We start from the raw sequence: 25,510 nt of genomic DNA, 5'->3' as shown, positions 1-25,510 counted from the left end.
GCCCCCGGCCGCCCTACGTTCGCTGGAAAACCGCCGCAGGCAGGGGAGAACGAGCGCTCATGACCTGGTCCTTCGAGACCCAGCAGGTGCACGCCGGGGCAGCACCCGACCCGACCACCGGGGCCCGCGCCACGCCGATCTACCAGACCACCTCGTTCGCCTTCCGCGACACCGCGCACGGCGCCGCCCTGTTCAGCCTCGCCGAACCCGGCAACATCTACACCCGCATCAACAACCCCACCCAGGAGGTCCTCGAACAGCGCGTCGCCGCCCTGGAGGGCGGGATCGCCGCCGTCGCCTTCGCGTCCGGCCAGGCCGCCGAGACGGCCACGATCCTCAACCTCGCCCGCGCGGGCGACCACCTCGTCTCCAGCGCCTCCCTCTACGGCGGCACCTACAACCTGCTCCACCACACCCTGCCCAAGCTCGGCATCACCACCACCTTCGTCGACGACCCCGACGACCTCGACGCCTGGCGCGCCGCGATCAGGCCGAACACCAAGCTGCTGTTCGCCGAGACCCTCGCCAACCCGCGCAGCAACGTCCTCGACATCACCGCCGTCGCCGACGTCGCGCACGCCGCGGGCGTCCCGCTGGTCGTGGACAACACCGTCCCCACGCCCTACCTGCTGCGCCCCCTGGAGCACGGCGCCGACATCGTGCTGCACTCCGCCACCAAGTTCCTCGGCGGCCACGGCACGGCCATCGCGGGCGTCGTCGTCGACGGCGGCAGGTTCGACTTCGGCGACGCCGCCAGGTTCCCCGACTTCAACGACCCCGACCCCAGCTACCACGGCCTGCGCTACTGGCCCGCCCTCGGGCACGGCGCGTTCGCCGCCAAGCTGCGCGTGCAGGGCCTGCGCGACACCGGGGCCGCCATCGCCCCGCTCACCAGCTTCCTCGTCCTGCAGGGCATCGAGACCCTCTCGCTGCGCCTGGAGCGGCACGTGGCCAACGCGCAGGCGCTCGCCGAGTGGCTCGACGGGCGCGACGAGGTCGAGCGGGTGCACTACGCGGGGCTGCCGTCCAGCCCGTGGCACGCGCTCGCCCAGCGCTACCTGCCCTGGGGCGCGGGCGCGATCGTCTCGTTCGAGCTGGTCGGCGGGGCCGACGCGGGGCGGGCGTTCGTGGACGGGCTGGAGCTGTTCAGCCAGCTCGCCAACATCGGCGACGTGCGCAGCCTGGTCATCCACCCGGCGTCCACCACGCACAGCCAGCTCACCGCCGAGCAGCAGGCCACCAGCGGCGTCACGCCGGGCCTCGTCCGGCTGTCCGTGGGCATCGAGGCGGTCGAGGACCTGAAGGCCGACCTGGAGGCCGGGTTCCGGGCGGCGAAGTCCGCGCGGTGACGGGGTGGCGCGACGGCGATCCCGCAGGCGGGAGGCGGTGGCACCGGGGCGCGCTGCCCGGTCTTCCGTTCCGGCTCGCCTACGAGACCTGGGGCGCGCTGGACGAGGACCGGTCCAACGCGGTGCTCGTGCTGCACGCCCTCACCGGTGACAGCCACGTCGCCGGACCCGCCGGTCCCGGCCACCCGACCGCCGGGTGGTGGGACGGGCTGGTGGGGCCCGGCCTCGCGCTGGACACCGACCGGTGGTTCGTCGTCGCGCCCAACGCGCTGGGCGGCTGCCAGGGCAGCACCGGCCCGTGGGACGCCGCGCCCGACGGGAGGCCCTGGGGCGAGCGGTTCCCCGCCATCGGCATCCGCGACCAGGTGGCCGCCGAGCTGGGGCTGGCCGACGCGCTCGGCGTGCGCTCGTGGGCGGCCGTCGTCGGCGGGTCCATGGGCGGGATGCGGGCGCTGGAGTGGGCGGTGACCGCGCCGGAGCGGGTGCGGTCGCTGCTGGTGCTCGCCGCGCCCGCCGCGTCCAGCGCCGACCAGATCGCGCTCGCCTCGGCCCAGCTGCACGCCCTGCGGCTGCACCCGGAGCAGGGGATGGCGGTGGCCAGGCGGATCGCCCACCACGGGTACCGCACCGCCGCCGAGCTCAACACCCGGTTCGGGCGGAGCGTCCAGGGGGACGGGCGGTTCGCCGTCGAGTCCTACCTGGACCACCAGGCGGACAAGCTGGCGAAGAGGTTCGACCCCGGCAGCTACCGGGTGCTCACCGAGGCCATGAACGGCCACGACGTGGGCCGGGGCCGGGGAGGGGTGCGCGCGGCGCTGGGCTCGGTGACCGCGCGCACCCTCGTCGCCGGGATCGACAGCGACCGGCTCTACCCGCTGGAGCAGCAGCGGGAGCTGGCCGAGGCGATCCCCGCAGCGGGCGACCTGCGCGTCGTGGCCTCGCCGTACGGCCACGACGGGTTCCTCGTGGAGGAGGAGCAGGTCGCCGCGCTGCTGGGGGAGCTGCTGGAGGTCAGAAGCCCGCGGTGATGCGGGTGAACTCCAGGTCGGCCTGCGCGATGCCCGAGCAGCTGGCCGACACCTGGCCGTCGCAGCCGCCGCGGTCCCGGTTGACCGCCCAGAACGCGAGGCGGCCCAGGCCGTTGTTCTTCGACCAGTCGCGGATCTTGGTCCAGTCCGCGGCGGTGGTCAGCTCCTTCTGGTCGGACAGGCCGTTCATGCCCGAGATGCCGATGTGCTTGTAGGCGTCGGCGTCGCTGTACCCGAAGGTCGACTTCACCTTGTTCTTCAGCCCGGTGGCCGCGCTGATGGTGTCGGTCGCGATGTTGGAGCTGCCGAAGTCGAACGGCATGATCGTGAAGACGTCGATCTTGGCGTCCAGCGCGCCCGCCCGCTCGATGAGGCGGTTGCCCCAGAAGTTCGGGCCGGTGGTGCCGGTGCCGAACGTGACGATGGTCTGCACGTTCGGGTTCTTCTGCTTGACGATCTTCAGCGCGGACAGCACGCGGTCCTGCACGACCTCGTTCTCGAACTCGTCGGAGTTCTCGATGTCGATGTCGATCGCCTTGAGCTGGTAGGCGTCGATGACCTTCTGGTACGCGCCCGCCAGCGCCTCGGGGGTCGAGCAGTTCGGGCCGAGCTTGTTGCCGCTCCAGCCGCCGAACGAGGGCACGATGTCACCGCCCGCCGCGCGGATCGCCTTGATCGTGGTCTCGTCCACGCTGCCGGTCAGCGGCCGGGTGCCGTCCCACGAGGGGTTGCAGCCGCCGGAGGACAGGATGAACGCCATCGTGAACCACTTGACGCCGGTCTGCTGCATCACGGTGGTCGCCGACTGCGGGTTGCCCCAGCCGAGGAACAGGTAGGGGGCTCCGCGCCCGCCCGCCGGGGACGGCTGCGGGTCCGGGGTTGGGTCCGGGCTCGGCTGCGGGTTGGGGTTGGGGTTCGGCGACGGCTCGGGCGAGGGCTCCGGGGTGGTGCCCGCCTTCTTCGCCGTCCTCGCGGTCAGCGCCGCGCTCTTCGCCGAGGCGTTGCCCGCCGCGTCCCGCGCCACGACGCTGAACTGGTACGAGGTGTCGGCGGTCAGGCCGGACACGATCGCGGTGGGGCTCGCGACGGTGGTGGCCTTGTCGCCGCCCTCGTACACGTCGTACGCGACCACGCCGACGTTGTCGGTCGACGCGTTCCAGGCCAGCGTCACCGAGTCCGCCGTGGTGGCGGTGGCCTTCAGGCCGCCGGGGGCGCTCGGCGCGGCCTTGTCGCCGGGGTTGCCGGTGCCGGTGCCCGCGCAGGGGTTGCCGTTGATGGTGCAGTTCGTCGGGGCTCCGCCGCCCGCACCGATGAAGCCGAACGCCACCGAGGAGCCCGCGCCGACCGCCGCGTTCCAGTCCCGGTTGGTCGCCGTGTAGCGGTCGCCGTTCCGGGTGACCTGCGCGTCCCAGAAGGAGCCGACCGTGGTGCCCGAGGGCAGGTCGAACTCGATCTTCCAGTTGTTCGAGGCCGACGACCCGCCGTTGGCGACGGTGAACTTCGCCTCGAAGCCGCTGCCCCAGTCCTGGGTCTTGGCGAAGGTCGCCGTCAGGTTGGTCGCCGCGCTCGCGGACGGGATCAGCGCGTAGGAACCCGCCGCGAGAGCCGCGACGGCGAGCAGCACGCCCGTTCTGGTCTTCATGTTCCGCTTTTCTCCTCGGCGCTTTTATGAGCAGGGAAGAACGCCTGCGGAGAAGAATGGACCTCGATAGCGAGCGCCGTCAAGGAAATGCTGCTTTTTAAATCGACTTTAAATCTTCCTTTTGTGTTCCACATCATTTTCGCGGGGGCGGGGAGGGCGTTCTGGGCGGTTTCCGGCCCCCGGCGCCCCGCCGGTCACCGCTCCGGTCACTCCTCCAAGGAGGCCGTGATCCACTCCGACACCGGCAGGTCGCGGGTCTGGCACTCCAGCGCCAGCTTCACCGTCCACCGCAGCGCCTGGAGCACCACCGTCGCCAGCTCCTGCGGCGCGCCGTTCGCCAGCGCGATCTCGATCTGCTCGGCGGCGGCCTCCTGGTCGCCGTGCACCTCGGCGAGCAGCGCGCGGATCGCCGTGCGCACCGGCGGGTCCGCGTCGTCGATCGGCACCTCCTGGCCCGCCTCGTCGAACACCTGCATCTTCACCGGCGTCGCCCCGCCCGAGCCCAGCGCGGACACCATGCCGCTGCACTCGGAGAACAGCAGCAGCACCAGCTCCCTGATGTCCTCGTCGCCCTCGGGCGAGCCGCTCAGGTAGCCGGTGACGAGGTCCACCGCCACAGCGTCCTCGCCCACCTTGGTGGCGGCCAGGGCTTCCCCGGCCACGGCGTGCAGGCGCGCCCAGCGATCCGGATCTTGCTGCGGGTGCATTCGGCCAGCTTCCGTCGGGGTCCGCGGTCAGGAGTAATGCCTACCCCGTGCGCTTCGGGTGTCGCAACGCCTTGCCCGAGGAGCGGGCGGGTGATACCCCGGTACGACGCTCCCCGGAGCGATGTGCCGGGCCCCGCCCGCGCCCTAGCATCGCCGGGTGATCCGCTCCGCGTTCCACGTCCTGCTCCAGGCCGTCCTCCTGCCGGACCGGACGCGGGTTCCGGTGGGGCGGCTGCGCGGCCCTTTGCGGGCGGCGCTGCTGGTCGGCGCGCTCGTGCCTGCCATCGTGACCAGCTCGGACTACACCGCCCACCAGGAGCCGGGCGGCTGGTGGGTGGCGCTGTTCGCGGCCACCACGGCCCCGATCGCCCTGCTCTGCTTCTCCTCGCCGCTGGCCGCCTGGCGCGCCTCGCTGGCCGGGCTCGTGGTGATCCGGCTGATCACCGGATCGGGGCCGGAGATCCTCACCGTCGGCGAGTGGCTGTGGTTCCCGCTGCCGCTGGTCGCCGTCGGGCTGGTCTTCGCCCGGCCGGTGGTGCTCGCCGTGGCGTGCGTCACGGCGCTCGTGCTGGCCGGGATCGCGCTCTCGGTCAACGACGACTTCGGCGGGTACTACCCGACCACGGTGCTGATCCTGCTGCTGCTCCTGCTCGCCGCGTACGCCGTCGGCGGGCGGGGGCGGGCCGAGCGGCGCTTCCACGCCGCGCGGGACGAGAAGGCCGCGCTGGTCGAGCGGGCCCGCATCGCGCGGGAGATGCACGACGTGGTCGCCCACCACATGTCCATGGTGGTGGTGCGCTGCGAGACCGCGCCCTACCGGCTGCCGGGGCTGCCCGAGGCGGCGGCCGGGGAGTTCGCCGAGCTGGGCGAGGTGGCCCGCGCCGCGATCACCGACATGCAGCGGCTGCTGGGGGTGCTGCGCGCCGAGGGGCAGCACGCCGACCTGGCCCCGCAGCCGGGGTTGGCCGACATCGCCGACCTGGCTCCCGGCGCGCGGGTGGTGGACGCGCGGGTGCCGGAGGCGGTCGGGCTGACCGCGTACCGGGTGGTGCAGGAGGCGCTGACCAACGCCCGGCGGCACGCGCCGGGGTGCGAGGTGGACGTGCGGGTGCGGCTGCGGCGCGGGGCGCTGGCGGTCAGGGTGCGCAACACCGGCGGCGGGGCGTCGCTGGGCGGGGGGAGCGGGTTGGGGCTGGTGGGGATGCGGGAGCGGGTCGCGGTGCACGGCGGGACGGTGGACGCGGGGCCGTCCGGCGACGGCGGGTTCGAGGTGCTGGCGCGGATCCCGCTGGGGGAGGGGCGGTGAGCGGTGCGGTGGGGAACGGCGCGGTGGGGAACGGCGCGGTGGGGAACGGCGCGGTGGGGAACCAGGCGGGGAGCGGGGCGGCGGTGATCCGGGTGCTGGTGGTCGACGACCAGGAGATGGTGCGGGAGGGGTTCTCGGCGCTGCTCGACGCCCAGCCCGACATCACCGTGGTCGGCGCGGCGGGCGACGGCGCGGAGGGGGTCGCCAAGGTGCGCGCGCTGCGGCCGGACGTGGTGCTGATGGACGTGCGGATGCCCGGCGTCGACGGCATCGAGGCCACCGGGATGCTCGCCGACGACCCGGCGCGGGTGCTCGTGCTCACCACCTTCGACCTGGACGACTACGTGTACGAGGCGCTGCGCGCCGGGGCCAGCGGGTTCCTGCTCAAGCACGCGCCCGCCCGCGAGCTGCTGGACGCGGTGCGGGTCGTCGCGCGCGGCGACGCGCTGCTCGCGCCGTCCATCACCAAGCGGCTCATCGAGGACTTCGTCCGGGCCAGGCCCGCGCGGGCGGTGCGGCCACCGGCGCTGACCGCGCTCACCGACCGGGAGACCGAGGTGCTGCTGATGGTCGCGCGCGGCCTGTCCAACGCCGAGGTCGCGCGCGGGCTGAACGTGGCCGAGCAGACCGTCAAGACGCACGTGAGCCGGGTGCTGATGAAGCTGGGGCTGCGCGACCGCGCCCAGGCGGTGATCGCCGCCTACGAGTCCGGGCTCGTGGTACCGGGGTAGCCCGACCCCGGGGTGACGACCCGCCGCCCGTCACCTCCCTAGCTTCGCCGCCATGGGGAAGTCGATCGCGGCGCTGGCCGCGTTGCTGGTGCTGGTCGCGCCGGGTGGCGGTGGGCGCGAGGTGCGCCGGGTGGAGGTGCTCGGGGACCTGGCGTCCGCCGCGCACGTGGCGGTGGTGGTGCCCGGCTCGGACGTGGCCGAGGCCGACTTCGACCGCACGGTGGGCGCGATGGCCCGCGCCGTGCGGTCCGAGGCCGACCGGCCGGACCTGGCGGTGGTGGCCTGGCTCGGCTACGAGACCCCGTCCGGGGTGGGCGTGGACGCGGCCTCGGGCCGCCTGGCCCGCACCGGGGCCCGCGCGCTCGCCGACCACGTCGCGACCCTGCCCGGCAGGGTGCACCTGCTGTGCCACAGCTACGGCACCGTCGTGTGCGGCCTCGCCGCGCGGGAGCTGGCCGGGCGGGGCGTCCCGGTCGCGGACGTCGCGCTCACCGGCAGCCCCGGCGTGCGGGCGGGCTCGGCGGCGGAGCTGGGCGCGGGCACGCGGGTCTGGGCGGGGCGGGCGGACGCGGACTGGATCGGCCGGGTGCCGAACACCCGGCTGCTCGACCTCGGCCACGGCCCCGACCCCGCCGACCCGGAGTTCGGCGCGCGCGCCCTGCCGACCGGCGGCGTCACCGCGCACGACGGGTACTACGCGCCGGGCACCGAGTCCCTGCGCGCGCTGGCCCGCGTCGCGGTGGGGGAGCGGCCGTGAGCGCGCCGCGCGAACCGGCCGGTCCGGGGGCGCTGGCCGGTCCGGGGGCGCTGGCCGACCGCTGCACGCCCGCAGGTTCCGGCACATCTGCCGGCTCCGGCGCGCCTGTCGACCCCGGCGCGCCCGCCGCGCCCGACATGCCCGCAGGCTCCGACATGCCCGCCGACCGCTGCACGCCCGCAGGCTCCGGCGCGCCTGTCGACCCCGGCGCGCCCGCCGCGCCCGACATGCCCGCAGGCTCCGACATGCCCGCCGACCGCTGCACGCCCGCAGGGTCCGGCGCGCCTGCCGCCCCCGGCGCGCCTGCCGCCCCCGACATGTCCGCAGGCTCCGGCGCGGCCCCGCCTTCCGGCGCGCCTCCGCGTCCCGGCGCGGCCCCACCCGCCCGTCCGCGCCCCGCTTGCGCGAGTCCCGCCGACCGGCGCCCCACCAGCCCGTGCCCCACCAGCCCGCGCCCCACCGCCCCAACCCCCACCACCCCCGACGAGGCAGGCGCCCCCGTGACCCGCGACCCGTTCGTCGACGCCGTCCGCGCCCTCGCGATCACCGGCGTGGTGCTCGGCCACTGGCTGGTGACCGCGCTGGTGCTCACCGAGCACGGCGTGGTGCTGGACAGTCCGCTGCGCTGGATGCCCGAGCTCGCCCCGGTGACCTGGGTGCTCCAGACCCTGGGGCTGTTCTTCTTCGCAGGCGGGTTCGCCGCCGCGCGCTCGCGCGTGCCGTGGTGGGTCCGGGCGCGCCGGGTGCTGCCGTCGGTCGGGGTGCTGCTCGGGGTGTGGGCGCTGGTCCTGCTGGGGCTGTCGCTGCGCGGGCTGCCGCAGGAGACCGTGCTGGTCGTCGGGTGGCTGGTGGTGGGGCCGCTGTGGTTCCTCGGCGTGCACCTGGTGCTGCTGGCCTGCACGCCGGTGCTGCGCCGCCTCGGCTGGCCGGGGCTCCTCGGCGTCGTCCTGCTGGCCGCGCTCGACCTCGGGTGGATCAACGTGCTGCTGGTGTGGAGCGCGCCGTGGCAGCTCGGGCTGCTGCTGCGCGGTGGACCGGGCGGCGCCGACGAGCGGGCCTGGCGCTCGCGGGGCGCGGCGCTGCTGGTCGGCGGCGCGACCGCGTTCGCCCTGCTGGTCCGGTTCGCGGGCTACCCGGCCAGCGCGGTCGGCGTCCCCGGCGGCCAGTCGTCCAACCTGTTCCCGCCCTCACCGGCCGCGCTGGCGCTGGCCCTCGCCCAGATCGGCCTCGTGCTGCTGGTCCGCCCGAGGTTCCCCGCCCGGTGGGTCAACGACCGGGCGCTGCCGATCTACCTCGCCCACCAGAGCGCGCTGCTCGCCGTCGCCCTGGTCGGCGCCGTGCTCGGGGCCGTGCCCGGTCTGCTGACCGAGCCCGGCTCGCCCTCATGGGTGGTGCAGCGCCTCGCGTGGCTGCCAGTGCTCTGGTGCGCGCTGCTGGTCCTGCTTCGCGGCGCAGGCCAGCAGCGCCACCGCGATCGTCGCCCCGTGCAGCGCCAGCACCGAACTGGTCGGCTCCAGCACCAGCATCGGCGGGACGCAGGCCAGCGCGGTCAGCAGCCACGGCCCCCGGTCGTGGCAGGCCCCGGAGCGGGCCACGTGCACCAGGTACCAGCCCAGGAGCAGGTGGATGAGGTTCTGCAGCGCGTCGACCTGGAGCCCGCCGAGGCTGCCCGCCTGGCCCGCGAACCCGGTCACCACGAACCCGACCACGCCCAGCGCGCCGTAGCCGACGCCGAGGGTGACCGCGAGCCTGGTGCGGTGCGTCTCCCTGGTCCGGCACAGCGGGAGCGCCTGGTGCCGCTCGAAGCGGTGGAACGCCCGCAGCAGCGGCAGCAGGAGCAGCACGAGCAGCGCGGGCCAGCGGGGGACGCCGGAGGTGAGCAGCCAGGTCACCGCGGTGCTCGGGGAGTCCAGCAGGCCCAGTGAGCCGACGACGGCGGCCAGCGCGGTCAGGTAACCCAGGTACAGGGTCATGGGGGCGGTGCGCGCGTAGTGCACCACCCGCCACGGCGTGCCGCCCGCCAGCCACGCGGTCGCCCGCTCGCGCAGCAGCATCACCAGGCACAGCTGGCCCAGGGCCAGCACCAGCAGGAGCACCGTGGGCGACCCGGCGCCCTCGACGTCGTCGCCCGGCAGCGCGACCGCCGCGCCGGGGTGGCCGCCCAGCGCCAGCAGCGCGGCCAGCGCGGGCGCGGACACCAGCGCCAGGCCCGCGTACGCGGACCGGCGGACCCTGGCCAGCGAGCCGTCCGCGTAGCAGAAGCCCAGCTGCTGGAGCAGCAGCGCGCCCAGCACCAGGGTGGCGTAGCCGCCGGTGCGCCACTCGTGGGCGACCCGGACCGCGTCCACCACCGCCATCAGCGCGACCAGCGCGAACGGGGTGAGCAGGCGGGCCCTGCGGTGCAGCGCGGCCATGAGCGGGGTGGCGGCGACCGCGACCAGGTAGACGCCGACGAACCACAGCGGCTGGGCGATCAGCCTGCCGAACAGCTCGACGCCGTCCTCGGGCACGTCCAGCAGCTGCAGCGGCAGCGGCAGGACCAGCCAGGCCAGCACGAACGCCAGCACCGGGCGCAGCAGCCAGGTCAGCCTGCCGGTCAGGTAGCGGCCGTAGCCGCCGTGGTCGGCGCGCACGGCCTGCCAGGCGAGCAGGTTGGCGTGGCCGCCCGCGAAGAAGAACACCGGGACCGCCTGGAGCACCCAGGCGGCCACCCACAGCCACGGGGCGCCGAAGCCGGACCAGCGGGAGAGGGTGAGCAGCGACTGGCCCGCGACGACCAGGCCGAGGCTGGCCAGGCGCAGGAAGGTGGCGTACCGGTCGGGGCTGGCCGGGAGCGGCGCGGGGCGGGCGGCCTCGGGGCCCCCGTCGCCCTCGCCGGGCCCGCCCCCGCGGCGGGCGCGGGCGCCGGGGACGCGCGCCAGCAGCAGGAGCACGACCACGGCGCTGCCGAAGCCCCAGGCCAGCACCGGCTCGTGGCCGGGCGCGCTCCAGCGCTGCCGCCAGGAGTTGAACTCCAGGCCCGCCGCGTACACCGAGGCCACCGCGTGGCACTGCGACTCCGAGCCGCGCGGGTTGGCCCGGCAGCGGTCGTGCATGTCCAGCTCCAGCCGGGTGTCCAGCTCGCGGCGCGCGGACTGCGGGAGCGGCTGGCCCTTGATCTCGGCGTAGCGCAGCAGGTCGTAGCCGAGGTCGTGGGACTTGCAGGCCAGGTCGAAGTCCCAGCTCGTGGCGCCCGCCGGACCGGAGCAGTCGCCGGACGGGTCGGCCGCGCGCAGCGTGCCGTCCCCGGCGGGGACCGCGCTCGGGCTGCGGCCCATGACCGCGTCGAAGTCGGCGGGGAACGCGGCCAGCGGGTCGGCGGCGCTCGGGTGGCGCAGCGCGTCCACGGCCGCCGCCGCGGTCGCGGCGTCCCCGGTCAGCGGCTCGTCCTTGGCGGCGGTGGCCGGGCGCGAGGCGACCACACCGCAGACGAGGACCGCCAGGGTGACCAGGACGAAGCGGGACCAGGCGGGCAGCCGGGCGAGGAGGTCGAGCCCCGGCCAGCCCCGCGCGGTGCGTTCGGCTGCGCTCATTGGGCGGAGAGATTACGGAACGAAAACGGCGAGGCCAAGGGGTCACTTCGGGTGAACCCCGGATTCGTTGTGCGCGCGAAGGATCGGAACGGGATCACCACGGTGCGCGGACCTCCTCGGCTGCCGTGCGCAAAACGCGTCCGAAACGGGCTCGGGCGCGTGCTGACCTGCGCGGGGCCCGGTCCGCGAGGGGCGTGAACACCCTGGGTGAACTATTTGGTCACCGGGTGGAACGGCAGGCGCGGCCGGGAACTTGAGAACATTGGCACATCGGGTGCCTGCGGTGAATTCGACCCCTGCTGCACCCCGTCGACCAGTCCTCACTGCGGAGAGTGCGCATTGATCAGGCGAGGGTGAAGAGCATTGTCCGGGTCAACGGCGCGCGTTCCGGTGAATGCGCGGCGGGATCGGTCCGGCGGGTCGGTCCGGCGGGTGCGGGGAGGCGGTTCAGGCGGGCTGGCCGGTCCGCGGCGCGCCGGACGAGGTGATCGACGCCAGCGCCATCCTGGTCAGCAGGGCGGCCATCTGCTCGCGGTCCAGGTGCGCGCTGTGCGGGGTGGAGTTGATCAGCCCGAAGACCGCGTGCGCGGCGGCCCGCGCGGTCGGCTCGTCCACCCCGCGCACGCCGTCCTGGACGACCCGCACCCACACCTCGACGTAGCCGCGCTGGAGCGCCCGGACCCGCCTGCGGTCCGGGTCGGTCAGGTTGGCCAGGTTGCGCATCTGCACGGTGATCAGCGCCGGGTCGTCCAGCGCGAAGTCCACGTGCCAGCCGACCAGCGCGCGCAGCGCGGCCTCCGGGTCGGCGGCGGCGTCGACCCTGGCCCGGCCGCCGTCGAGCAGGCGCTCGCTGATGGCGGTCAGCATCTCGCCGAGCATCGCGTCCTTGCTGCGGAAGTGCCGGTAGAGGGCGGGCCCGGAGATGCCGACCGCGGCGCCGATGTCGTCGATCCCCACGCCGTGGAAACCGTGGCGGGCGAACAGCTCGGCCGCCGCCGAGAGGATCTGCTCGCGCCGGGTCTGCTTCGCGGTCGGGGTCACGGGCCCATCCTAATCGAGCGCGCGGACGTGAGTAAACGATCGTTAACAGAGTTGCCCGCCACCTGGGAACCGGAAAGGCCGACATCCGCGCCGGAAAGCGATCAGATCTCGCATTACCCGCGGGTAACACCGATGGGCGACCCCGGACCCCCGAACCGCGGGCGATCGTGGCCGGTGGCCCGGCGTGCGCGGCCCCGGACCAGGTCAGCCGCGCGTCCGACGTCCCGACGCGACTCCGGTCCCGCCCGATGCCCCCGACGTGGCATTGCCGGAATCGCCGGGATGGTGGACGGTTGGCGTTAACCGTCGCTAACATCAGGCGAGGTTAACGACCGCTAACCGCGAGGGGAGTCCATGGCAGCCCCCGTCCTGCGCAGCACCGCCGACCGGGCGTCCGACGCGTTCCGGCGCGGCGTCGAGGCGCACACCGCGCTGACCGCCGACCTGCGCGCCCGGCTCGCCGCCGCCGCGACCGGCGGCCCCGAGAGGGCCCGCGCCCGGCACGTCGAGCGCGGCAAGCTGCTGCCCCGCGACCGGGTCGACGCCCTGCTCGACCCCGGCTCCCCGTTCCTGGAGCTGTCCCCGCTCGCCGCGAACGGCCTGTACGGCGACGAGGCCCCCGGCGCGGGCGTCATCACCGGCGTCGGCCGCGTCGAGGGCCGCGAGTGCGTGGTGGTCGCCAACGACGCCACCGTCAAGGGCGGCACCTACTACCCGATGACGGTCAAGAAGCACCTGCGCGCCCAGGAGGTGGCGCTGCACAACCACCTGCCGTGCGCCTACCTGGTCGACTCCGGCGGCGCGTTCCTGCCCCGCCAGGACGAGGTGTTCCCCGACCGCGAGCACTTCGGCCGGATCTTCTTCAACCAGGCCACCATGTCCGCGCGCGGCATCCCGCAGATCGCCGCCGTCCTCGGCTCCTGCACGGCGGGCGGCGCGTACGTGCCCGCCATGAGCGACGAGGCCGTGATCGTCCGGGGCCAGGGCACGATCTTCCTGGGCGGCCCGCCGCTGGTGAAGGCCGCCACCGGCGAGGTCGTCACCGCCGAGGAGCTCGGCGGCGGCGAGCTGCACTCGCGGGTCTCCGGCGTCACCGACCACCTCGCCGAGGACGACGCGCACGCCCTCGCCATCGTCCGCTCCATCGTCGGCACGCTCGGCCCCCGCGCGCCCCGCCCGTGGGAGGTCGCGCCGACCGAGGAGCCCGCGCACGACCCGGCCGACCTCTACGGGGTCGTCCCGGTCGACAGCCGCACCCCGTACGACGTGCGCGAGGTCATCGCCAGGGTGGTCGACGGCAGCCGGTTCCAGGAGTTCAAGCGCGAGTACGGGCAGACCCTCGTCACCGGGTTCGCCCGGATCCACGGCCACCCGGTCGGGATCGTGGCCAACAACGGCGTGCTGTTCGGCGAGTCCGCGCTCAAGGGCGCGCACTTCATCCAGCTCTGCGACCAGCGCGGCGTGCCGCTGGTGTTCCTGCAGAACATCAGCGGGTTCATGGTCGGCCGCGAGTACGAGGCGGGCGGCATCGCCAAGCACGGCGCGAAGATGGTCACCGCCGTCGCCTGCGCCCGCGTCCCCAAGTTCACCGTCGTCATCGGCGGCTCGTTCGGCGCGGGCAACTACTCGATGTGCGGGCGGGCCTACTCGCCCCGCTTCCTGTGGATGTGGCCCAACGCCCGCATCTCCGTCATGGGCGGCGAGCAGGCCGCGTCCGTCCTGGCCACCGTCCGGCGCGACCAGCGGCCCGACTGGTCCGCCGAGGACGAGGAGGCCTTCAAGGCCCCCATCCGCGCCCAGTACGAGGACCAGGGCAACCCCTACTACTCGACCGCCCGGCTGTGGGACGACGGCGTGATCGACCCGCTGGACACCCGCGCCGTGCTCGGCCTGGCGCTGTCCGCGGCGGCGAACGCCCCGCTCGACCCCGTCGGCTACGGCGTCTTCCGGATGTGATGCGCGTGTTCGACACCGTCCTGGTCGCCAACCGAGGCGAGATCGCCGTCCGGGTCGTCACGGCGCTGCGCCGCGCGGGCGTCCGGTCCGTCGCGGTGTTCAGCGACGCCGACGCGGACGCCCTCCACGTGCGGCTGGCCGACACCGCCGTGCGCATCGGGCCCGCCGCCGCCCGCGACAGCTACCTCGACGCGGGCCGGATCGTCGCCGCCGCGCTGGAGACCGGCGCGCGGGCCGTCCACCCCGGCTACGGGTTCCTCGCCGAGAACGCCGGGTTCGCCCGCGCCTGCGCCGAGGCGGGCCTGGTGTTCATCGGGCCGCCCGTGCGGGCCATCGAGGTCATGGGCGACAAGATCCAGGCCAAGCTCACCGCCGCAGCCGCCGGGGTGCCGGTGGTGCCGGGGCGCGCCGAACCCGGCATGGGCGACGACGAGCTGATCGCCGCCGCCACCGAGATCGGGTTCCCGGTGCTGGTCAAGCCGTCGGCAGGCGGCGGCGGCAAGGGGATGCGGCTGGTGCGCGAGGCCACCGGGCTGCGCGAGGCCGTCGAGTCCGCCCGGCGGGAGGCGCGCGCGTCCTTCGGGGACGACGCGCTGCTCGTGGAGCGGTACGTGTCCGACCCCCGGCACATCGAGATCCAGGTCCTCGCCGACGCGCACGGCACGACCGTGCACCTGGGCGAGCGCGAGTGCAGCCTCCAGCGCAGGCACCAGAAGGTGATCGAGGAGGCGCCCTCGCCGCTGCTCGGCGCGGACGCGCGCGAGGCCATGGGGCGCTCGGCCGTGCTGGCCGCCGAGTCGGTCGGCTACGTCGGCGCGGGCACCGTCGAGTTCATCGTGGACGGCACGACCGGCGAGCACTTCTTCCTGGAGATGAACACCCGGCTCCAGGTCGAGCACCCGGTCACCGAGCTGGTCACCGGCGTCGACCTGGTCGAGCAGCAGCTGCGCGTGGCCGCCGGGGAACCGCTCGGGTTCACCTCCGTCGAGCTGCGCGGGCACGCCGTGGAGGCGCGGGTGTACGCGGAGGACCCGGCGCGCGGGTTCCTGCCCACCGGCGGGCGGGTGCTGCTGCTGCGCGAGCCCGACGGGGTGCGGGTGGACTCGGCGCTGCGCGAGGGCCTGGTGGTCGGCAGCGACTACGACCCCATGCTGGCCAAGGTGATCGCGCACGGCGCCACCCGCGCCGAGGCGCTGCGCAGGCTCGACGCCGCGCTGTCCCGGACCGCCGTGCTCGGCGTGACCACCAACGTGCCGTTCCTGCGGGCGCTGCTGGCCCACCCGGACGTGCGCGCCGGGCGGCTCGACACCGGGCTGGTGGAGCGCTCGCTCGACACGCTGGTGCCCGGCGGCACGCCCGACGACGTGCTCGTCGCGGCGGGCTGCGACCGGTTCCTCGGGCTGGGCGGGGCCGACCCGTGGGAGCGGCTCACCGGCTGGCGGGTCGGCGAGCGCGCCTGGGCGCGGTGGGTGCTCGACGGCGCCGAGGTGCGGGTGCGCGGCGTCGCGCCCGACGTGGAGGTGCGCGTCGGCGACGCCGACCCGGTGCGGGTGACCGCGCGGCGCGAGGGCGACGAGCTGGTCGTCGGCGCGCGCCGGTACGCGGTGGCCCGCGACGGGGACGCGCTGTGGCTCGGCCGCGACGGCGGGGCCTGGCAGGTCGTGGAGACCACCCCCGACGTGGCCGCCGCGCGCGGGGCCTCGTCCGGCGGACCGGTCACCAGCCCCATGCCGGGGACGGTGCTGCTGGTGCGCGCCGCCGAGGGCGAGAGCGTCGTCGCCGGGCAGGCGCTGTTCGTGGTCGAGGCGATGAAGATGGAGCACACCGTCGCCGCGCCGGTCGACGGGGTGCTCACCGGGGTACGGGTCCGGCCCGGCGACCAGGTCGCGCTGGACGAGCAGTTGGCCGCAGTACTGCCACCCGAGGAGTGAGGGCGTTGTTGGACTTCCGGCTCGACGAGGAGCACGAGGCGCTGCGCGCCACCGTGCGGCGGTTCGCCCGCGAGGAGGTGGCGCCCGTCATCGGCGGGTTCTACGAGCGGGAGGAGTTCCCGTACGACCTCGTCGCGAAGATGGGGCGGATGGGCCTGTTCGGGCTGCCCGTGCCCGAGGAGCACGGCGGGATGGGCGGCGATTACTTCGCGCTGTGCCTGGCGCTGGAGGAGCTGGGGCGGGTCGACTCGTCCGTCGCGATCACCCTGGAGGCCGGGGTGTCGCTGGCGGTCATGCCGCTGCTGCGGTTCGGCACCGACGAGCAGAAGGCCCGCTGGCTGCCCGCGCTGGCCGCGGGCGAGGCGCTGGGGGCGTTCGGCCTGACCGAGCCCGGCGGCGGCTCCGACGCGGGCGCGCTGCGCACCACCGCGCGCCTGGAGGACGGGCAGTGGGTGCTCAACGGCACCAAGGCGTTCATCACCAACTCGGGCACCTCGATCACCTCGCTGGTGACCGTCGCCGCCGTGACCGGCCGCAAGCCGGACGGCCGCCCGGAGATCTCCACGATCATCGTGCCCGCCGGGACGCCGGGGCTGGCCGTGGGCAGCAAGTACTCCAAGGTCGGCTGGAACGCCTCGGACACGCACGAGCTGTCGTTCCAGGACTGCCGGGTGCCCGAGGAGAACCTGCTCGGCGAGCGGGGGCGCGGGTACGCCCAGTTCCTGCGCACCCTCGACGAGGGCCGGGTGGCGATCGCCGCGCTCGGCGTCGGGCTGGCCCAGGGGTGCGTGGACGAGTGCGTGCGCTACGCCAAGGAGCGGGAGGCGTTCGGCTCGCCGATCGGGCGGTACCAGGCGATCCAGTTCAAGATCGCCGACATGGAGGTGCGGGCCCACACCGCGCGGCTGGCGTACTACCAGGCGGCGTCGAAGATGCTGCGCGGCGAGCCGTTCAAGCGGGAGGCGGCCATCGCGAAGCTCGTGTCGTCCGAGGCGGCGATGGACAACGCGCGCGAGGGTGCGCAGGTGTTCGGCGGGTACGGGTTCATGAACGAGTACCCGGTGGGGCGGTTCTACCGGGACGCGAAGATCCTGGAGATCGGCGAGGGCACCAGCGAGGTGCAGCGGATGCTGATCGCCAGGGAGCTGGGGCTGTGACCCGCGGCGCCCGGCCCGGAGCGCTCCGGGCCGGGCGCCGCGGGCCGGGCGCGCCGCTACTCCGGGAACCGCCCGTGCCTGCCCCACCCCTCCGCGAACCGCCGCAGGCCCGGCCCGGCGTCCTGGAGCGACACCAGGCCGTGCGCCAGCTCGTTCTCCAGCGCCTCCGCCTCCGCCAGCTCCTCCTGCTCCAGCAGCGACAACCGGTCGTGCCGCAGGCAGGTCTGCGGGAACCCGGCGAGCCGCGCCGCCAGCTCCCGCGCCGCCGGGAGCGCCGTCCCCGCGGGGACCAGCCGGTTCGCCAGGCCGATCGCCAGCGCCTCGTCCGCGCGCACCTCGCGCCCGGTCAGCACCAGGTCCATCGCCCGGCTCGCGCCGATCAGCCTGGGCAGCCGCACCGTGCCGCCGTCCACCAGCGGGATGCCCCACCGCCTGCTGAACACGCCGAACACCGCGCTCTCGTCCGCCACCCGCAAGTCGCACCACAGCGCCAGCTCCAGCCCGCCCGCCACCGCGTGCCCGGACACCGCCGCGACCACCGGCTTCGACAAGCGCAGCCGGGTCGGCCCCATCGGGCCGGTGGTGCTGCGCGGGTCGTTGCCCAGGTCCGTGCCGATCGCGCCCAGGTCCGCCCCCGCGCAGAACACCCCGCCCTCGCCGTGCAGCACCGCCACCGCCGCGACCGGGTCCGCGTCGAACTCGCGGAACACCTCCGCCAGGGTGTGCGCGGTCGGGCCGTCGACCGCGTTGCGCACGCGCGGCCGGTTCAGCAGCACCGTCCACACCGGACCCGAGCGCTCCACCCGCACCGCGCTCACCGCCCCGGCACCGCCCTCGCCACGATCGCGCCCAGGTCGACCCCGGCGGGCAGGGTGCCGAACGCCAGGCCCCAGTCGCCCGCCAGCCGGGACGCGCAGAACGCGTCCGCCACCGCCGGGTGGCCGTGCCGCACGAGCAGCGCCCCCTGCAGCACCAGCGCCATCCGCTCCACCAGCCGCCGCGCGCGGGACTCCAGGTCGGCCCCGGTCAGCGCCGCCTTCAGCTCCCGCACCGCCGCGTCCAGCCTGCGGTCCGCGCCCGCCGCCGCGTCCAGCTCGGCGGTGAACCCCGCGACCGCGTCCGGCTCCCGCGCCAGGACGCGCAGCACGTCCAGCGCCGCCACGTTGCCCGAGCCCTCCCACACCGACATCAGCGGCGACTCGCGGAAGATCCGGGGCATCCCCGACTCCTCCACGTACCCGTTGCCGCCCAGGCACTCCAGCGCCTCGGCCGCGTGCGCCGGACCGCGCTTGCACACCCAGTACTTGGTCACCGCCAGCCCCAACCGGCTGCGCGAGCCCGCCAGCCACAGGCCGACCGCGGTCGCCGCCTCGGACTCCACCGCGAGGTCCGCGAGCACCGCGCGCATCACCGGCTGGTCCACCAGCGCGGCCCCGAACGCCCGGCGGTGCGCGGCGTGGTGCGCGGCCTGGACCAGGCCCGCGCGCATCCCGGCGGCCGTGCCGAGCACGCAGTCCAGGCGGGTGGCGTTGACCATCTCGACGATCGTGCGCACCCCGCGCCCCGGCTCGCCCACCAGCCAGCCGACGGCGCCGTCGTACTCCACCTCGGCCGAGGCGTTCGACCGGTTCCCGAGCTTGTCCTTCAGGCGCTGCAACGAGATCGCGTTGCGCGCGCCGTCCGGCAGGACCCTGGGCACCAGGAAGCAGGACAGGCCCTCGTCGGCCTGGGCCAGGGTGAGGAACAGGTCGGACATGGGGGCGGAGGTGAACCACTTGTGGCCGGTCAGCACGTGGTGGTCGCCGGAGCGGACGGCGCGGGTGGTGTTCGCGCGCACGTCGGAGCCGCCCTGCTTCTCGGTCATGGACATGCCCGCGACCAGCCCGCGCTTGGACTCCGGCGGGCGCAGGCCGAAGTCGTACTCGGGGGAGGCCAGCAGCGGCTCGAACCGGGCGGCCAGCTCGGGGGAGCGGCGCAGCGCGGGCACGGCGGCGTAGGTCATCGACACCGGGCAGCCGTGCCCGGCCTCGACCTGCGACCAGACGAGGAACTTGGCGGCCCGCGCCACGTGCGCCCCCGCCCGCCCGTCCCGCCACGGCGCGGCGTGCAGCCCGCGCCCGACGGCGGTGGTCATCAGCTCGTGCCAGGCGGGGTGGAACTCGACCTCGTCGACCCGGCGCCCCCACCGGTCGTGGGTGCGCAGGACGGGCGGGTGCTCGTTGGCGAGCCTGCCCAGCTCCTGGACGCGCTCGCTGCCCGCGAGGACCCCCAGCTCCCGCAGCTCCGCTTCGGCCCACCCCGCGCCGCCGAGGCGCAGCGCGGTCAGCAGGGCCGGGTCGTCGGCCACGTCGTGGCCGGTCAGCGGGGGGACCTGGTTGAGCACCTCGTGTGTGACGTGCGCCATGGCGGCGACGTTACTACCGGCGGGTAACTCTGGGAACCGATCATTCGGACCGATCGGCCCAGGTCCCCCACCGCACAAGGGAGGGGGCCGCGCGGGCCCTACCCCCGCGCGACCCCCGTCCGTCCCGACCACCCCGGAGCCGGGACGGCGTCTCAGCCCAGGTCGCCGATCAGCGAGCGCACCTGGTTCGACGGGATCGAGAAGCCGATGCCCACGCTGCCCGCCTCGCCGCCGTCCGACGTCGGCGAGTAGATCGCCGAGTTGATCGCCACCACCTCGCCCGCCGCGTTCACCAGCGGCCCGCCCGAGTTGCCGGGGTTGATCGACGCGTCGGTCTGGATCGCCTGGTAGCTCACCGCGCGCCTGCCGGTCCCCGGCACCGTCACGGTGCGGTCCAGCGCGCTCACGATGCCCGACGTGACCGTCCCCCGCAGCCCCTCCGGGGAGCCGATCGCCACGACCTGGTCGCCGACCCGCACCGAGTCCGAGTCCGCGAACGTCGCCGCCGTCAGCCCGGACACGCCCTCCGCCTGCAGGACCGCCAGGTCGCTGTCCGCGTCCGCGCCCAGCACCTTCGCCTGCACGGTGCGCCCGTCGTCCAGGGTGACCGAGACCTGCTGCGCGCCCGACACCACGTGGTTGTTGGTCAGCACGCGCCCGTCCGAGGACAGCACCACCCCGGACCCGACGCCGCGCGACTGCGAGGTCGCCACGTTGACCTGGACCACGCTCGGCAGGACCTTCTCCGCGATCGCCGACACGTTCAGCGACACGCCCGTCGTCGACACCACCGGCGTGCTCACCGCCGCGGTCGACGTGGCGGCCTCCGGGGCGCTCAGCGCGCCCACCGCGCCACCGGTCGCCCCGCCGACCAGCGCGGCCACCAGGGCCGCCATCGTCACGGCCGTGCCGGTCCGCCGCCAGAACCCCGGTGCGACGGCTGGCGCGGCAGGCTCGTCCAACGACCCCCGCAAGGAGGGGAAGTCCTGTCGTGTCTCGGTCATGGCACCACTGTCGGCCCGCAGGTTGTGAATTCCCTGAGCGCCCGCACAGGAGAAGCCAAGAAACCGCGCCCCGTGACGGGCCTCACGCCCGGTGACGCGCCAGGGTCACCCCGCCCGGCTCACGCGTCCGGGGCCAGCCCCAGCAGCTCGGCCACGTCCTCCCCGGTCAGCGGTTCGGCGTTGAACAGCACGCCCTGCCCCGCGCTCACGCCCAGCTCCCGCAGCCGCCGCGCCTCGTCCGAGGTGCTCACGTGCACCGCGTGCAGCTCCAGCTCCAGCTTCCGGCTCCACGACAGCAGCGCCACCGCCGCCGCCCGGTCCACCAGGTTCGCGCCCTCGGCCAGCCCGCGCACCGGCGGCCCGCCGAACTTCAGCGCCGACAGCGGCAGCTGCCTGATCCGGTCCACCGCGACGTTCCCGCCGCCCAGCTGGTCCAGCGCGAGCAGCACCCCGTGCGAGGCCAGGATGTTCAGCTCCTCCACCTGCTCCTCGCTGAGCGCCGACGGCAACCGCTCCGGCAGCTCGAACCGCAGCTTGTGCGGCGGCAGCCCGGTGTCCCGCAGCACCTGCCGCACCCACGCCACCAGCTCCGGCTCCTGGCACTGCCGCACGCTCAGGTCCACCGACAGCACCGGAGCCCCCTCGCCCAGCGCCGCGTACCACCGCCCGGCCTGCGCGCACGCCCGCTCCAGCGCCCACCGGTCCAGCCGCAGCCCCATGCCGGTGCGCTCCAGCAGCGGCCCCAACCACCGCAGGTCCACCAGCCCGCGCTCGGCGTGGTCCCAGCGCAGCACGGCCTCGACCGCCACCACCGACCGGTCGGCCAGCGCGTGCACCGGCTCGTAGTCCACCCGGAAGTCGCCCTGCTCGGCCCCGCCCGCCACCGACGCGGCCAACGCCGACCGGTCGCGCTCGCGCGCGTCCCGGTCCGGGTCGTACAGCGACCACCCGGTCTTGCCGGAGTCCTTGGCCCAGTCCAGCGCCACGCCCGCGCGGCGCAGCAGCTCCCCGTCCGGCAGGCCGGGCCCGGTGCGGGCGACCACACCCACGCTGGCCGCGACCCCGATGCCCCGCTCCTCCCACCACACCGGCTCGGCCAGCTCGCGCAGCGCCTGCTCGACCAGGTCCAGCACCGGCGGCAGGTCCGAGCCGGTCACCAGCACGCCGAACTCGTCGCCGCCCAGCCGCGCGATCCGCGCGCCCGCGCCGAACACCGTCCCCAGCACGGACACCGCGGCCCGCAGCACCCGGTCGCCGACCGCGTGCCCGAACGCCCCGTTGACCACCCGGAGCCCGTCCAGGTCGAACAGCGCCACCACCAGCGACCCCGAGCCCTGCGGCCCCTCCTCGCTCTCCACCCAGCCGAGGAACTGGGCCCGGTTGGCCAACCCGGTCAGCGGGTCGCTCAAGCTCTGCCGCACCAGCTGCAGCTGGAGCGCCCTGACCTCGTCCAGGTCCTCGACCACCGCCACGTAGCAGCGCACGTCCCCGTCGCGCCCGCGCACCGGCGTGATCGCGAGCTGCGCCGGGATGGCCTCGCCGTCCGCGCGCACCAGCCGCTTCTCGACCTGCACCCCGTCCCGCTCGCCCGCGAGCAGCTGCCCGCCGAGCCTGCGCAGCGCGGGCAGGTCGTCCGGGTGCACCACCTCCCGCGCGCTCAGCCCGGTGACGCGGTGCGGCGGGTAGCCGAGGATCGCGGGCAGCGCCGCGTTGTGGTCGACCACGCGCCCGTCCGGGGCGACCTCGGCGATGGCGAGCGCGGAGGTGCGCCACACGGCCCGGAACTTCGCCTCGCCCTCCTCGCGCGCCTCGTCGACGGCCCGCTCCGCCGCCGCCTCGGCGAACCCGGCGGCGAGCGCGCCCAGCACGGCGGGGACGCGGGAGGCGGCCGGGTGGTCCGCCCCGTGCAGGGCGACCAGGTGCGGGCGCAGGTTCCCGGCCAGGAACGCGATCGTCCCCTCCAGCACCCCGGCCCGGAACAGCCCCTGCCCGACCAGCGAGCGCCCGGCCCGACGGGCCGCCTCCTCGGGCTCCCGGTCGTCCACCGAGGACAGGACGCCGGTCAGCCGGACCAGGACCTCGTGGTGGGCCGCTGCTGCGGGAAGCGCCTCGGCCCAGCGCTGCGCGAAGCCCTCGTGGGCGGTGGCCGCCACGAGGTCGGCGCGCGGCTCCGGGGCGTCCCCCGCCCCTCCGGCCGTCTTCATTCAGCCCCGGTGCTCAATCGCGTTACACATTCCTGATCGCGTTCACTCCAATGGAGGAATAAGTCGATGTTCATGCGGCATTGAGCTTACTGGGGGATGGGTGCGCAGGCGCAACACGAACTCGGCGACCGGACGGGCCGGGTGGACCGGACCCGGCGAAGTGGCCCGGTCCACCCAGGTCGCGGGGGTGGGCCGGGTTCGGGTGATCACCGGTCCCACCGCGTTCGGCGCGCGGGTGAGCGGCGCCGCGCATTGTTGATCTTTCCGTTCTTCCCGGCGCCCGCACAAATCACCCGAGCCCCACCGTTCGGCCTCGGCGGCGTTCCCGGCGAAAAGCGCTGCGGTCACGGGGAAAAGCGGTTCGCCGCCCGGTTGCGGGGACACGGCCGGCTCCGCCCAGTGCAGCAGCGCGACCCTCGCCCGTCAACGTCCGGCGCCCAACGTCCAGATGCCGGAAACCCTTGACCCCGAACCGTTTCGCGGCCCTATCCTCGCCGCAGTGCGTTGACCGCGCGACAGCGAGCCGGCCGTGTTGCAGCACGAGGTCGCGGTGCAGCGGTGAGCGGTCCCGCACTGCTGCGCAGTGCGGGGGCGCGGCACGTGAGGCAGCCCGGATCCACGTGCGAATTGGAGCCCCGTGACCCCAGCACCACGCCCCGACCCAATCCCGGACCGCGCGACCATCGTGGTCGTCGGCGGCGGCCCCCGCGCGTCCGGCCTGCTGGAACGCCTGGGGGCCAACGCCCCCGAGCTGCTCGCCAGACCCCTGGAGGTCCACCTGGTCGACCCGCACCCGGTGGGCGCGGGCCGGGTGTGGCGGGACGAGCAGTCGCCGCTGCTGCGGATGAACTCGATGGCCGAGGACGTCACCGCGTTCACCGACGACAGCGTCGTCTGCGAGGGCCCGATCCGCACCGGCCCGTCCCTGGCGGAGTGGGCCGACCTGGTCCTGTCCGGCGGGATCGAGGTCCCCCTGGACGAGGCCGTCCGCGCCGAGCTGTCCGCGATGCGCCCGACCTCCTTCCCGTCCCGGCGGGTGCAGAGCGCCTACCTGACCTGGTTCCACCGCCTGGCCGAGGCCTCGCTCCCCGAGGGCAGCCGGGTGGTGGAGCACCGGGCCGAGGCCGTGCGCCTGACCGGCGACGAGGCCCAATCCGTCTGGCTCGACGGCGAGGCGGAACCACTCGTGGCCGACGTGGTGGTCCTCGCACTGGGACACCTGGACGCCGAACCCACCCCCCAGGAGTCCGCACTAGCGGCGCAGGCCAAAGCGGCGAACCTCCGCTACCTCCCCCCGGACTACACCGCCGACACCGACCTCTCCACCGTCCCGGAGGCCGAGGACGTCCTGGTCCGCGGCCTGGGCCTGGCGTTCATCGACCTGGCCGTCCTGCTCGCGCAAGGCAGGGGCGGCCGTTTCGCGCGGGAGGACGGCGTGCTCCGCTACCACCCGAGCGGCCGGGAACCCAGGCTCCTGGCAGGCTCGCGCCGAGGCGTCCCCTACCACTCGAAGACCGGCTACCGCCTCCAAGGCGCTCCCCCCGAACCGCCCCGCTTCCTGGACGTGCGGGCCCTGCTGACCCGACCGGGCCCGGTGGACTTCCGCCGCGACGTCTGGCCCCTGATCGCCAAGGACGTGGCACTCGGCTTCTACCGCGAGCTGTTCACCGCCCACCCCGACCGCGTCACGCGCGGTTGGCCGGAGTTCTCGGCGACCTTCGCCACCCTGGACTGGTACTCCCCCCGGATGCGCGCCCTGGAGGCGGAGTCGATCCCGTCCACCGAGGACCGCCTGGACTTCGAAACCCTCGACCGCCCGCTGCGGGGCGCGGTGCTCGACGGCCCCGACGAACTGCAAGCCCACCTGCGTGCCCACATCGAATCCGACGTGGCCCGCCGCGGCAACCCAACCCACAGCGCCGACCTGGGCGCCTTCCTGGCCCTGCTGGGCGTGTACGGCGCCCTCCCCCCACTGCTCGCCTCCGGCCGCCTGGTCAACGAGGACGGCTGGTGGCACGGCTTCTTCAGCTTCCTGGCCAGCGGCCCACCCCCCGACCGCCTGGAGGAACTCCTGGCCCTCTCCGAGGCCGGGGTGGTCCGCTTCCTGGGCGGCGACCTGGAGGTGGCGGTGGAGGACAACGAGTTCGTCGCCCGCTCCCCGAACACGCCAGGAACCGAAACCCGAGCCACAACCCTGATCGAGGCCCGCCTGCCCGATCACACCCTCCCCAGAACCCGCAGTCCCCTGCTGCGCACCCTGGTGGAAGCAGGGGAGGTCCTGGACGTGGCAGGCCTGGTCCGCGTCGACCCCACCGACAGCGCCCTGCTGGACCGGAACGGCACCCCCCACCCCCGCCGCTTCGCGGTAGGCCCCTACACGAACAACAAGGCCCACGCCGCATTCGCCAGACCAAAAACGAACGCACCGGGATTCCGCCAGAACGACGCGGTAGCCCGCTCCATCCTCAAAACCCTGGCCTCGGAACCGGTGACGCCCCACTGATCCACATCGCACTCGCGGGCTGCGGGGCGAGCGCAGCGAGCCCGCAGCACACTCACCCGCGTCCCTCTTCTCCGTTTGGCCTGGCGAAGCCCGAGCGCAGGTGTCAAGACGCCGCCGCACCATGCGGCAGACCGCCTGGTCAAACGGCGTCTTGACGCCTGTGCTTGCCTGAAAGGAGGCCAAACGGAGAAGAGGGACCCCACCCACCGCAGGGTTAA

17 protein-coding genes and 1 pseudogene are annotated in these 25,510 nt (G+C 74.8%); 10 read left to right on the top strand and 8 right to left on the bottom strand.

What is annotated here, in order from left to right:
* The first annotated feature begins 59 nt into the window (after positions 1–59).
* Both CNX65_RS30715 and metX read left to right on the top strand, forming a co-directional pair.
* Complete coding sequence (locus tag CNX65_RS30715) at positions 60–1,349, top strand: bifunctional o-acetylhomoserine/o-acetylserine sulfhydrylase (RefSeq protein WP_096496856.1); 1,290 nt, start codon at positions 60–62, stop codon at positions 1,347–1,349.
* Positions 1,346–2,377, top strand: coding sequence for a homoserine O-acetyltransferase MetX (gene metX, locus CNX65_RS30710; RefSeq protein ID WP_096496855.1), 1,032 nt, complete (start codon positions 1,346–1,348; stop codon positions 2,375–2,377). The genes CNX65_RS30715 and metX overlap by 4 nt, the downstream gene beginning before the upstream one ends.
* Here the strand turns inward: metX and CNX65_RS30705 are convergent.
* Together CNX65_RS30705 and CNX65_RS30700 are read right to left on the bottom strand one after the other, a co-directional pair.
* Positions 2,361–4,019: a cellulose binding domain-containing protein gene (locus tag CNX65_RS30705; RefSeq protein WP_096496854.1), complete on the bottom strand. Its 1,659-nt coding sequence runs from the start codon at positions 4,017–4,019 to the stop codon at positions 2,361–2,363. The genes metX and CNX65_RS30705 overlap by 17 nt on opposite strands.
* A 206-nt stretch (positions 4,020–4,225) precedes the next feature.
* On the bottom strand, positions 4,226–4,726 hold the full coding sequence (locus tag CNX65_RS30700) for a hypothetical protein (protein ID WP_096496853.1): 501 nt from the start codon (positions 4,724–4,726) through the stop codon (positions 4,226–4,228).
* A 157-nt stretch (positions 4,727–4,883) separates the two neighbouring features.
* Between CNX65_RS30700 and CNX65_RS30695 the strand changes: the two genes are divergently transcribed.
* The 4 genes and pseudogenes from CNX65_RS30695 to CNX65_RS38420 form a co-directional block, all read left to right on the top strand.
* Positions 4,884–6,032, top strand: a complete 1,149-nt coding sequence (locus CNX65_RS30695; protein WP_096496852.1) for a sensor histidine kinase — start codon at positions 4,884–4,886, stop codon at positions 6,030–6,032.
* An 83-nt stretch (positions 6,033–6,115) separates the two neighbouring features.
* A complete protein-coding gene (locus CNX65_RS30690) occupies positions 6,116–6,763 on the top strand; it encodes a response regulator (protein WP_096498087.1) in 648 nt (215 codons plus the stop codon).
* A gap of 52 nt (positions 6,764–6,815) precedes the next feature.
* Entirely contained in the window at positions 6,816–7,520 is a 705-nt protein-coding gene (locus CNX65_RS30685) for an alpha/beta hydrolase (RefSeq protein ID WP_096496851.1), read from the top strand.
* 137 nt (positions 7,521–7,657) lie between these two features.
* A pseudogene (locus tag CNX65_RS38420) lies at positions 7,658–8,887 on the top strand (acyltransferase family protein); the annotation flags it as partial.
* 15 nt (positions 8,888–8,902) lie between these two features.
* Here the strand turns inward: CNX65_RS38420 and CNX65_RS30675 are convergent.
* Together CNX65_RS30675 and CNX65_RS30670 are read right to left on the bottom strand one after the other, a co-directional pair.
* A complete protein-coding gene (locus CNX65_RS30675; protein ID WP_096496850.1) occupies positions 8,903–11,092 on the bottom strand; it encodes a phospholipase A2 in 2,190 nt (729 codons plus the stop codon).
* A gap of 447 nt (positions 11,093–11,539) precedes the next feature.
* Positions 11,540–12,133 carry an SACE_7040 family transcriptional regulator gene (locus CNX65_RS30670; RefSeq protein WP_096496849.1) on the bottom strand — a complete coding sequence of 198 codons (594 nt, stop codon included), beginning with the start codon at positions 12,131–12,133 and terminating at the stop codon, positions 11,540–11,542.
* Positions 12,134–12,487: 354 nt separating this feature from the next.
* Here CNX65_RS30670 and CNX65_RS30665 point away from each other — a divergent pair, with 354 nt between their 5' ends.
* Genes CNX65_RS30665 through CNX65_RS30655 form a run of 3 tightly spaced genes read left to right on the top strand, consistent with a single transcriptional unit; the run spans position 12,488 to position 17,177 of the window.
* The gene (locus tag CNX65_RS30665) at positions 12,488–14,089 is read left to right on the top strand and encodes a carboxyl transferase domain-containing protein (RefSeq protein ID WP_096496848.1); all 1,602 of its coding nucleotides are present in this window, start codon (positions 12,488–12,490) and stop codon (positions 14,087–14,089) included.
* Positions 14,089–16,020: an acetyl/propionyl/methylcrotonyl-CoA carboxylase subunit alpha gene (locus CNX65_RS30660; RefSeq protein ID WP_177154445.1), complete on the top strand. Its 1,932-nt coding sequence runs from the start codon at positions 14,089–14,091 to the stop codon at positions 16,018–16,020. The genes CNX65_RS30665 and CNX65_RS30660 overlap by 1 nt, the downstream gene beginning before the upstream one ends.
* A gap of 5 nt (positions 16,021–16,025) precedes the next feature.
* The gene (locus CNX65_RS30655; protein ID WP_096496846.1) at positions 16,026–17,177 is read left to right on the top strand and encodes an acyl-CoA dehydrogenase family protein; all 1,152 of its coding nucleotides are present in this window, start codon (positions 16,026–16,028) and stop codon (positions 17,175–17,177) included.
* A gap of 56 nt (positions 17,178–17,233) precedes the next feature.
* Here CNX65_RS30655 and CNX65_RS30650 read toward each other — a convergent pair whose 3' ends face one another.
* The 4 genes from CNX65_RS30650 to CNX65_RS30635 form a co-directional block, all read right to left on the bottom strand.
* Complete coding sequence (locus CNX65_RS30650; protein ID WP_096496845.1) at positions 17,234–17,995, bottom strand: crotonase/enoyl-CoA hydratase family protein; 762 nt, start codon at positions 17,993–17,995, stop codon at positions 17,234–17,236.
* Positions 17,992–19,581 carry an acyl-CoA dehydrogenase family protein gene (locus CNX65_RS30645; protein WP_096496844.1) on the bottom strand — a complete coding sequence of 530 codons (1,590 nt, stop codon included), beginning with the start codon at positions 19,579–19,581 and terminating at the stop codon, positions 17,992–17,994. Before CNX65_RS30645 ends, CNX65_RS30650 begins: the two co-directional genes overlap by 4 nt.
* Positions 19,582–19,733: 152 nt before the next feature.
* Entirely contained in the window at positions 19,734–20,585 is an 852-nt protein-coding gene (locus CNX65_RS30640; protein WP_096496843.1) for a S1C family serine protease, read from the bottom strand.
* Between the two features lie 119 nt (positions 20,586–20,704).
* Entirely contained in the window at positions 20,705–22,789 is a 2,085-nt protein-coding gene (locus CNX65_RS30635) for a putative bifunctional diguanylate cyclase/phosphodiesterase (protein WP_096496842.1), read from the bottom strand.
* A gap of 637 nt (positions 22,790–23,426) precedes the next feature.
* Here CNX65_RS30635 and CNX65_RS30630 point away from each other — a divergent pair.
* The gene (locus tag CNX65_RS30630; protein WP_232520078.1) at positions 23,427–25,292 is read left to right on the top strand and encodes an FAD/NAD(P)-binding protein; all 1,866 of its coding nucleotides are present in this window, start codon (positions 23,427–23,429) and stop codon (positions 25,290–25,292) included.
* The last annotated feature ends 218 nt before the right edge of the window (positions 25,293–25,510 follow it).

The organism is Actinosynnema pretiosum, from assembly GCF_002354875.1.
Classification (GTDB): Bacteria; Actinomycetota; Actinomycetes; order Mycobacteriales; family Pseudonocardiaceae; genus Actinosynnema; species Actinosynnema auranticum.
Note: the sequence above shows the minus strand (reverse complement) of the source record. Positions and strands in the feature narration are given on the sequence as shown.

Coding starts and splice junctions, on each gene's coding strand:
- CNX65_RS30660 (WP_177154445.1), top strand. CDS start 14,089: ATGCGCGTGTTCGACACCGTCCTGGTCGCCAACCGAGGCGAGATCGCC.
- CNX65_RS30715 (WP_096496856.1), top strand. CDS start 60: ATGACCTGGTCCTTCGAGACCCAGCAGGTGCACGCCGGGGCAGCACCC.
- CNX65_RS30700 (WP_096496853.1), bottom strand. CDS start 4,726: ATGCACCCGCAGCAAGATCCGGATCGCTGGGCGCGCCTGCACGCCGTG.
- CNX65_RS30635 (WP_096496842.1), bottom strand. CDS start 22,789: ATGAAGACGGCCGGAGGGGCGGGGGACGCCCCGGAGCCGCGCGCCGAC.
- CNX65_RS30705 (WP_096496854.1), bottom strand. CDS start 4,019: ATGAAGACCAGAACGGGCGTGCTGCTCGCCGTCGCGGCTCTCGCGGCG.
- CNX65_RS30665 (WP_096496848.1), top strand. CDS start 12,488: ATGGCAGCCCCCGTCCTGCGCAGCACCGCCGACCGGGCGTCCGACGCG.
- CNX65_RS30645 (WP_096496844.1), bottom strand. CDS start 19,581: ATGGCGCACGTCACACACGAGGTGCTCAACCAGGTCCCCCCGCTGACC.
- CNX65_RS30675 (WP_096496850.1), bottom strand. CDS start 11,092: ATGAGCGCAGCCGAACGCACCGCGCGGGGCTGGCCGGGGCTCGACCTC.
- CNX65_RS30685 (WP_096496851.1), top strand. CDS start 6,816: ATGGGGAAGTCGATCGCGGCGCTGGCCGCGTTGCTGGTGCTGGTCGCG.
- CNX65_RS30640 (WP_096496843.1), bottom strand. CDS start 20,585: ATGACCGAGACACGACAGGACTTCCCCTCCTTGCGGGGGTCGTTGGAC.